The sequence below is a fragment of the Streptomyces sp. NPDC127190 genome, from assembly GCF_042672505.1.
Lineage (GTDB): Bacteria > Actinomycetota > Actinomycetes > Streptomycetales > Streptomycetaceae > Streptomyces.
In genome coordinates, this window is sequence record NZ_JBHXVE010000058.1 from 1 (window position 1) to 7,698 (window position 7,698).

Sequence of the window (7,698 nt, forward strand, 5' to 3'; positions counted from 1 at the left end):
CGCCTCCAGGCCATCGAGCGGGACACCGACGTGGCCTGAGCTGTGGTGCACACAACTTCGTACTCGGCGGTGCACTCAGAGGAGTACCTGGACAGTCGGCAGCCGCAGCAGGCGGCAGGCGGAGTCGATGGCGGCGTCGGCGGCCTGCTCGGTCAAGCCTCGCTGGCGGGGCAGGGTCATCGTGCTTCTTCCTCTCGGTGGTCACCGCCGCTTGCGCGGCGGCGTCGGAGCAGCTGGTCGTAGTGGGCCACCGAGGGCAGCGGCCTGGTTTCGGGTGGAAGGTGTGCGAGGCGCCACTCGTGCAGGGACGTCACCGTCGCCGTCGACTGGCCGGGCACGCGGGGATCCGGTGCGGGCTCGGTCTCGGCCTGGGCGGCCTTGCGGGCTTCCAACGCGACCGCGTCGGCGGTCATGGCCCCGGCCCGAAGGGCCGCTGCCAGGCCGGCGACGACGTGCTCGTGCGGCATGTTCCTCCCGAGCAGCAGGACCTCGATCAGCGCACGGGTGCCGTCTCGCTCACCATGGATCTTCATGGCCTGGGTCCACCAGGCGTCGTGAACAGGAGTGAACTTCCCTGCCGAACGGGCCTGTTCAAGTGCGGTGGAGCCGGGGAAGGCTCCGGGTTTGCGGACGAGGACCTCTAGGTAATGGTCCAGCTCCAGGCGGACCGCGCCCTTGGCGATCAGGCGCTCGTGCCGGGCGACTTCCACGTTCTGGTCGTAAACCACCAGGTGAGAGGCGTGAAGGATGACCCGGACCCGTTTGCCGATCAGCCGGATGGGGACCGAGTAGCGGTTCGTGCGGACCGGAATCTGGCCATAGCGGTCGACCCTCGGGGTGAAAAACCTCCCGGTCTCGAACGGCTCCTCCGGCAACGGCATCAGCAGCGGCTGTTCGAGCGCGAACTCTTCGGCGATGGTCCTGGACCTGGAACCGATCCGGCGGGCGTCGTCCTGCCGGTCCCACTGCTCGACCATCTCGTTCAGCTCGGCGAGCGAGGACACCTCCGGGATGGGGACGAAGTGATTGCGGCGGAAGTAGCCGATCTGGCCCTCGACGCCGCCCTTCTCATGGGCGCCCTCGACGCCTGGGCGGCAGTAGAAGCTCTCGATGCCGTAGTGCGACTTGAACGCGATCCACCGGTCGGCCTCCACCCTGGCCCGGCTCAGTCCGAGTACCCGGGCGACGGCGGCCTTGAGGTTGTCGTAGCGGACCTTGCTCCGCGGGACACCGCCCAGCGTCCGTAGCGCGTGGACGTGGCCTTCGAAGAACGCCTCCTGGCCGCAGGAGGCGAACACGCGATGGACGGCCTTGCCCGTATACGACAGGCGGAAGGAGAACAGGTAGCAGGTCACCAGCTCGCCGGCGAGGCGGATCGTCACGTCGCCGAAGTCGACCTCCGCCTCGTGACCGGGCTGGTGCGTCTGCGGGACGAATACCTCCAGTGGGGCCTTGCCGGACTCGACCAGGATCTCGGGCCTCCGGGCTGCGATGTAGTAGCGGACCATCCCGTAGGAGACGTTGGCGCCGTGTTCCTCGACCAGCCGGTGGAAGATTCGGGTGACCGTGTGCCGCTGCTTGCGCGGCGCGACCAGATGCGCCCGCAGGATACCGTCGATCACCGGCTTGTACGGATCGAGAGCCGATGCCCGCGGCGGCAGCTTCTTGCGCGGCTTTGGCCAGGCCGAGTCCAACGCTTTCCGCACCGTCCGCCAGGTCACCCCGTGCGTGCGCTCCAGCTCGCGCATCGACATGCCACCGCGGTGGTCACGCCGGATCGCCGCGTACAGCTCGACCTTCGACATACGCGGCATGACCAGCACCTTTCACCAGGAGCACCTCGATGCTGCCCCGGCAAGAACCTCAGTGCCTCCCAAACTCGTCGACATCACCCATCCGTGAATCCGGGCGCCTCCCAAACCCATCGACAAGTGACTTCACTACTGCTCGATAAAGCCAGCCGGTGGGTGTATCGAACTTCCAAACCTGGTCGGTCTGATCGCCACAAGGCCACTGGATCAGGCCGATGCCGTCGTCCGGAACTCCGCCGGGAATGGTGAGGCACATCTGACTGTTGAGGTTCTTCAACCGGAAGCCGTACCGGTCCTCCATGAGCGCCCAGTTGTGGTCGGGAAAGTCCCCGCAAGGCCACTGGATCACCGGAGCGCCCGCTTCCTTGCTGCCGCCCTGGACCGCGAGACACTGCGCGCTGTTGCCGTTCAGCACATGGTTGTAGACGACGGACCCCTGAGTAACGGTCGGCACCGCCTTCCAAAGGTGGTCCACGAACGGCCCGCAGGGCCACTGAATAATCTGGGTACCACCATCCGTACTGCCGCCCGGGACGGCCGCACACTTGCCCGTCCAGGCATTATGCAGCCACTTGAAGTCCGTGGGCGGAGTGGTGCCTGCCCATGCACTGGATGCTCCAAACACCCCCAGCAGCAGCGCTGTTGCAGCGGCGAGGATCCCCGCAGAGCGAAGGCGTAACTTCATGTTCCCTCACTTCAGATTCTGGCGTCTGTCGCGCGACAGCACGCTACAAGCGACATACCTGTGATGTACAGATATCGGAGTGTCCTTCGCGACGCCGCCATAAGGGTTTCACTACCTGCAACAGATGTTCCGCATAACGAGTTGGTGCGTGAAGCGGGTGAGGTGTGTTTGCCTTGCTCACAGCCGTCTTCAGATGTTCGCCGTGCGGTCGGAGACGAGTCCGGCGATGGCGCGGTAGGTGTCGGGCAGGCGGTCGCGGCGATGGGTCCAGCGGGTCAGTTGCTTCCAGCGTTTGTGGTCGGCGAGGGCGTGTTCGACGGTGATGCGGTCGGATGAGTGGCCGTGGCGGTCGCGTTCCCACTGTTCGACTCTGCCGGGAAGTGCTCCCGGCCGGGGCTTTCTCGGCGGTGTGATCGCTTGCCCGCGGTGGTCGCGGCTCAGCCCGAGGTAGCCGTCGTCCAAGAGGACCCCGACGTCGGGGAAGTGCCGGAAGCAGACGGCGATGCCTTCGTTGCGGGCGGCCGTGGCGTCGTGCATACGCCCAGGCCGCAGGGCATCGGCCCATAACGTGCGGCCACGCCAGTCGGCGACAACGGTGGCCTTCATGGTGTCTGCTTCTTCTTGCCCGAGACGAACGCGCGTCGTCCGCCGCGGTCGGCCGGTGGCCGGCGGACCTGGATCTCGGTGGCGTCCAGGCGCAGCTCAACGCCTTCGGCCTGGGCATAGGCAAAGACATCCGTCAGCGTTCGAAGCCGCAGGCCGGGACGGTCGGGAACCGCGCAGCCCCGCCCCGCCAGGAACGTGCGCACCTCTCCGATCGCCCGGGTGACGGTGGACCGGTTGACGCCGAACATCAGCCCCAGCACCGAGTGCGGCAGGTCGTGCCGCAGATGGCTCAGCGTGGCCACCAGCCGGTCAACGAACACCAGCTGATGACGGGCGCCGGCACCTTCGGCCCGCCTACGGACCCCGCCTCGCGCAGCATGGCGACGCCCCTCAACCCCGGCCTGCCACGGCTCGGCCAACTCATCGCCCAAGCGCGCAAGATGACGCCGTGAGAGCCCCGTGCACAGCCGATGCGTCAGCACCGTCCGATTGACCGTGATCACCACAGCGGGATCATGCCATCCACCTGGCATGAGACCTCACCCGCTATCACGCACCAACTCGTTAGTCAGCGGTTGCCAGGGCTCAGCAGCGTGGCGGCCGCGGCGATGAAGGTCGTGGTTGCTTCCTTGGCCGCGTGCCGTCGGGTGTCCAGGTCGGTCCGGTCGGTGGCTTTGCGCAGTGCGTACGTGGCATCAGCGGCCTGCTGGGCGGGGTCGGCCAGTTCGGGCACCAGGATCTGAAGGCGGATGTGAGGCGCGGTGATTGCCGCCCGGGTGTCGTGGGACCTGGTCTGGGCCTCCAGCTGCTGCTCGGTGCCTGCTTCGGTCAGGACCAGACGCTCACGGTGGAACATCGCCGAGCGATGCGCGTCCAGGGCGGCCGCGAAGTCGGTGACCGCAGCGAGCTGGTCCTGGCGATGGCTGTCGGCGCGCTCCTCGGCGCGTGCGGTGCGCGCCGAACGATGCTGGAGGAGTCCCGCCGTCACGGCACCGGCGAGGGTGCCGAGTACGGCAACGATCGAAGGCCATATGGACATCAGGTGTCGAATCCTACCGAGTAGTCGGTTCGGTTGTGAGGGCGTCGCACAGCAAGGCCCGCGGCGGTGCCTTCGGCGGCGGCTTATGCCCAGTGAGCTTCGCAGCTCCCCGCGGTTCAGGGTGGGACGCGCTGCGCGCTCGTGGCGGTGGCGGTGGAACCAGGCATGGGGATCCCCGGGACTGCCGCAGCCCGCGGCAGCCGCGGGACGAGTTGCACCGACAGTCGGCTGAGCCAGGGATCAAGCGGCCAGGAGGTCCCGCAGCTGGCGGACAGCGGGCTCGTGGTGGTGCTGGGCGGGGATGGCCTTGTAGAGGTCCTGGGCGCGGCGGCGGACCAGGCCGGTGCGGTAGCCGTCCGGGAGCGTGGTCAGGGCGGCGATGGTTTGGCGGCAGGCTTGTTCGCTGTCGCCGTCGTGATGGGCGCAGGCGGCTGCGTCGATGTGCAGCAGAGTGCGTGTCATGGTGCTGGTCGGCGCGGACAGCTCCAGGGCACGCTGCTGGCTCTCGCGGGCTCGGCGGGTGTCCCCGAGCGTGGTGAAGGCGTGGCTGAGGTGGACGTGGTGTTTCTGCTCGCCGTACGTCAGCCACGTGTCCGACCGCTCGGGGTCGGGGAGCCGGTTCATGAGGGCGTCGGCGGCCTCGAGCGCGGCGCGGGCCTGTTCGGGCTGGTGGTTGAGGGCGTAGGCACGGGCGGCGACGGCGGCCGCCAGGGTGGCCGCAGCGGTGGGTCGCGGGCCGGCGGCGCGACGAGCCCGGTCGGCAAGATCGGCCGCTGCCTTCGGAGCGCCGTAGTTGAGCGGGACCATCGCCTCGCGGGCGAGAACCCAGGCGTGCAGCTGGTCGTCGCCGGATTCGGCGGCGGACCGGGCTGCGGTGGCGAACCATGCGCGCGATTCCCGGCGGCTGCCCAGGTCGTGTAAGACGATCGCGGTCATCCCTGCCATCTGCCCGGCCGTCCGGCACAGCCTCGCCCTCACCGGGGCGGGCTGCGGGACGGTGAGCAGCGGGCGCAGGGTCGTGAGGTCGGTGAACAGGTCGGCCAGGACGCGGGTGGGCTGCTGGCCGTGGTAGCCGTACCCGTAGCTTTCGGCTGCGGCCTCCAGGTCGGCCAGGTCCTGGGGGATGTCGGGGGAGAGGGTCTGGTCGACGTCGGTCCGGGCGGCGGTGAGAGCGGCGAGCGCCGGAGCGGTGAGGCCGGCGGCCAGCGCGCCACGCAACAGGTCGCGGCGCTTCATCGGGTCTTCTCCATCGTGGGACTCCGTGCTGAGGACGGCGGTGTCCTCCCAGGGTTGCGCAGCAAGCCCCAGGAGGGCACCGGGAGTGCGCAGACCGCCGGCGATTCGCTCGACAGTCGTCAGCGCGGTGACAGTTGCGGTGCCGCGGGCGATCTGGCTGACACGCTCGGGCTTGAGCGCGCACGCCTCCGCGATCCGGTTGAAGGAGATCCCCGCGTCGTGGGCCATGGCGAAGACCACGGTGAAGTCCCGTCGGCGCAGCGCGCGCAGGAAGGCGTGGTCGGCCAGCAGGCGGCGCGGAAGCCGGGCCGGTGACGGCGGTAAGTCGTCCACAAGTCACCCTGAAGCTCGTGGAATGACGAAGCGTCAGCCCCACGACCATACCCACCTCGGGGCCCCCACGACGGGGTTATCGCGAGCCGCTCGGGTGGCTGTACTGGCGGGTGTTCGCGGCCGTGCCGGTCAGGATGCGGCCGCGATCATCAAAGATCGTTGCTTGCCGTAGCCTTGCATGTGATCTGACGCATGTAGGGAGGAGCGGCGAGTTGCTGTGTGGCTGTGGCGGAGACATCGCCGAGCACTTCGCCTTCTGCCCGCACTGCGGGATCGAGCTTCGCTGGTCCGCCGAGGCGCGCCGCAACGCTTCTTCATCGGCTGGCTCCCTGTGCCGGACGCTGCGTTCCTGCGCAACGAGGACGTTTGAGCGTCTGGCTGATGACCATTTCGCCGGGCCGGTGCCAGATGAAGAGTCCTACACCAAGTTCAACCTGCAAGATATCTACCGTCTCCACAGCGACCGTGTGGTGATCCGCGAGTTCCAGCGAAGCGATGAAGCCCTCAACGGGGCCGACTGGGAATGGTGGTTCCACTCGGGTGGCCACGGCTTCGGGATGCGGGTTCAGGCCAAATGCGCGAAGCGCGGCGGTGGCTATGCCCTTGAGCACATCGTCCGTCGGACCCGTGCCCGCCAAAGTGAGCTGCTGGTCCAGGACGCACAGGCCGCCGGCTGCTTTCCTGCCTACGTCCTGTATAACCATCGCAACTGGGTAGCGGCATCACAGCTTGGACATGTGACCGACTGCCGTCACGGGCGTGGCGAGCAGGCTCAGTTGGGCTGCACCCTCGTCTCGGCCTTGACTGTGCATGCCGTTTTGCGCAGCCGTCCCGTGAGAGCAGCCTACGTACGGGACCGCAGCGTTCCGTGGCATCGCATCCTGTGTGACGCTCCTCGCGGCAAGCAGACTGGGCTCCACATGGCTCATACGGCGACCAAGCACCTCCATCAGCAGGGTCTGAACGACCTTCGTGCCGCAGCCCGCGCCGAGGCCCACTGGGCGAGAAACCAGGACCGCTATGGGGCTGTCGCCCGATACGGGCCCTGGGACGAGCTGGAGGAAGCGGGTGGTGACGGCCCGATGGCGGAGCCCGATGTACCCGCCCCGGACTTCCAGCATGCTGAGCACGAGGTACTGGGCATGCCGATCTACCGAGACGTCGGCGAGATCCTGGAGCGCCCGCTCTCCCCATTGCCAGACCGGGTGCAGGCCCTGATCGAAGGCGCCGTCACCGAGCCACCCGACGAACGCGCGGCTGGCGCCATACTGATCGACCTCACGGACTACTGATCTTTTCGTTGGCCCGTTGACGACGCCATAGCCAGGCATGGGTCCTGCGATCGTCGGAGCGGTGCACACACGCCTCCTGGAGCTGGCTGGCCTGGCTCGCACGGTGGGCTCAGGATGCTCCGTCATGCGCGTCATCGTCGACTGGTCGGCGCCGCGCGGCAGGCTGCCTCGGCCTACCGCACTCAGCCCGTGATCAGGGCTGGCCCCGATTGGGACGGGGCGGCCGCTCTGTGGACGCAATGAGGTGCCCACATGGCGCGGGAGCACCCGTGCTTGCCAGCTGCAATAACGGTGAAGTCCGCTGAGCCCGGTAGACGATAGGCCGCGCCGAGCTTGACGGAGCTGCGCCCCTGGCCACGCAGGAGGCATCGGCGCGGGGCGACGCCCAAGGGTGTTGCAATAGGCTTGGTTCCGGGCATTTTGCCTGTATGGGTGGGGTGTTGAGGTCTGAGCCGGTGTGGGTGGAGACGTTCACCGGGTTGCGGATGGGGTGCTTCGAGAAGCTGCTGCGCGTGGTGCGGGAACGGGGCGGCAACGGCCCCGGCGGCGGCCGGCCGTGGTGTCTTCCGCTGGCCGAGCGGGTTCTTCTGGTTGCGGTGTACTAGGGTCCGTCTTCAAACGGATCTTGCCCACAGCAGGAACGACGCGAGGGTGACCGCCGCTTCGTAGGAAGCGGCGGTCTTCTCGTATCTGGTC

Annotated in this window: 5 protein-coding genes and 3 pseudogenes; 2 read left to right on the plus strand and 6 right to left on the minus strand. The window is 67.9% G+C overall.

Annotated elements, in window-relative coordinates:
* Nucleotides 1–87: 87 nt before the first annotated feature.
* From ACFVIU_RS38895 to ACFVIU_RS38920, 6 genes and pseudogenes are all read right to left on the minus strand, one after another.
* Nucleotides 88–180, minus strand: a pseudogene (locus ACFVIU_RS38895) (AAA family ATPase); the annotation flags it as partial.
* The gene (gene istA / locus ACFVIU_RS38900) at nucleotides 177–1,805 is read right to left on the minus strand and encodes an IS21 family transposase (protein ID WP_385848503.1); all 1,629 of its coding nucleotides are present in this window, start codon (nucleotides 1,803–1,805) and stop codon (nucleotides 177–179) included. The gene istA and the pseudogene ACFVIU_RS38895, both read right to left, overlap by 4 nt.
* Nucleotides 1,806–1,863: 58 nt before the next feature.
* Nucleotides 1,864–2,496, minus strand: a complete 633-nt coding sequence (locus ACFVIU_RS38905; protein ID WP_385848497.1) for an RICIN domain-containing protein — start codon at nucleotides 2,494–2,496, stop codon at nucleotides 1,864–1,866.
* Between the two features lie 189 nt (nucleotides 2,497–2,685).
* A pseudogene (locus tag ACFVIU_RS38910) lies at nucleotides 2,686–3,635 on the minus strand (transposase family protein).
* Nucleotides 3,636–3,670: 35 nt separating this feature from the next.
* Nucleotides 3,671–4,141: a protein kilB gene (locus ACFVIU_RS38915; protein ID WP_385848498.1), complete on the minus strand. Its 471-nt coding sequence runs from the start codon at nucleotides 4,139–4,141 to the stop codon at nucleotides 3,671–3,673.
* A 240-nt stretch (nucleotides 4,142–4,381) separates the two neighbouring features.
* Complete coding sequence (locus ACFVIU_RS38920; protein WP_385848500.1) at nucleotides 4,382–5,710, minus strand: hypothetical protein; 1,329 nt, start codon at nucleotides 5,708–5,710, stop codon at nucleotides 4,382–4,384.
* A gap of 212 nt (nucleotides 5,711–5,922) precedes the next feature.
* On the opposite strand from ACFVIU_RS38920, the gene ACFVIU_RS38925 reads away from it, so the two are divergent.
* Together ACFVIU_RS38925 and ACFVIU_RS38930 are read left to right on the plus strand one after the other, a co-directional pair.
* A complete protein-coding gene (locus ACFVIU_RS38925; RefSeq protein WP_385848501.1) occupies nucleotides 5,923–7,002 on the plus strand; it encodes a DUF6615 family protein in 1,080 nt (359 codons plus the stop codon).
* A 428-nt stretch (nucleotides 7,003–7,430) separates the two neighbouring features.
* Nucleotides 7,431–7,604: pseudogene (locus tag ACFVIU_RS38930) on the plus strand (IS5/IS1182 family transposase); the annotation flags it as partial.
* Nucleotides 7,605–7,698 lie beyond the last annotated feature (94 nt).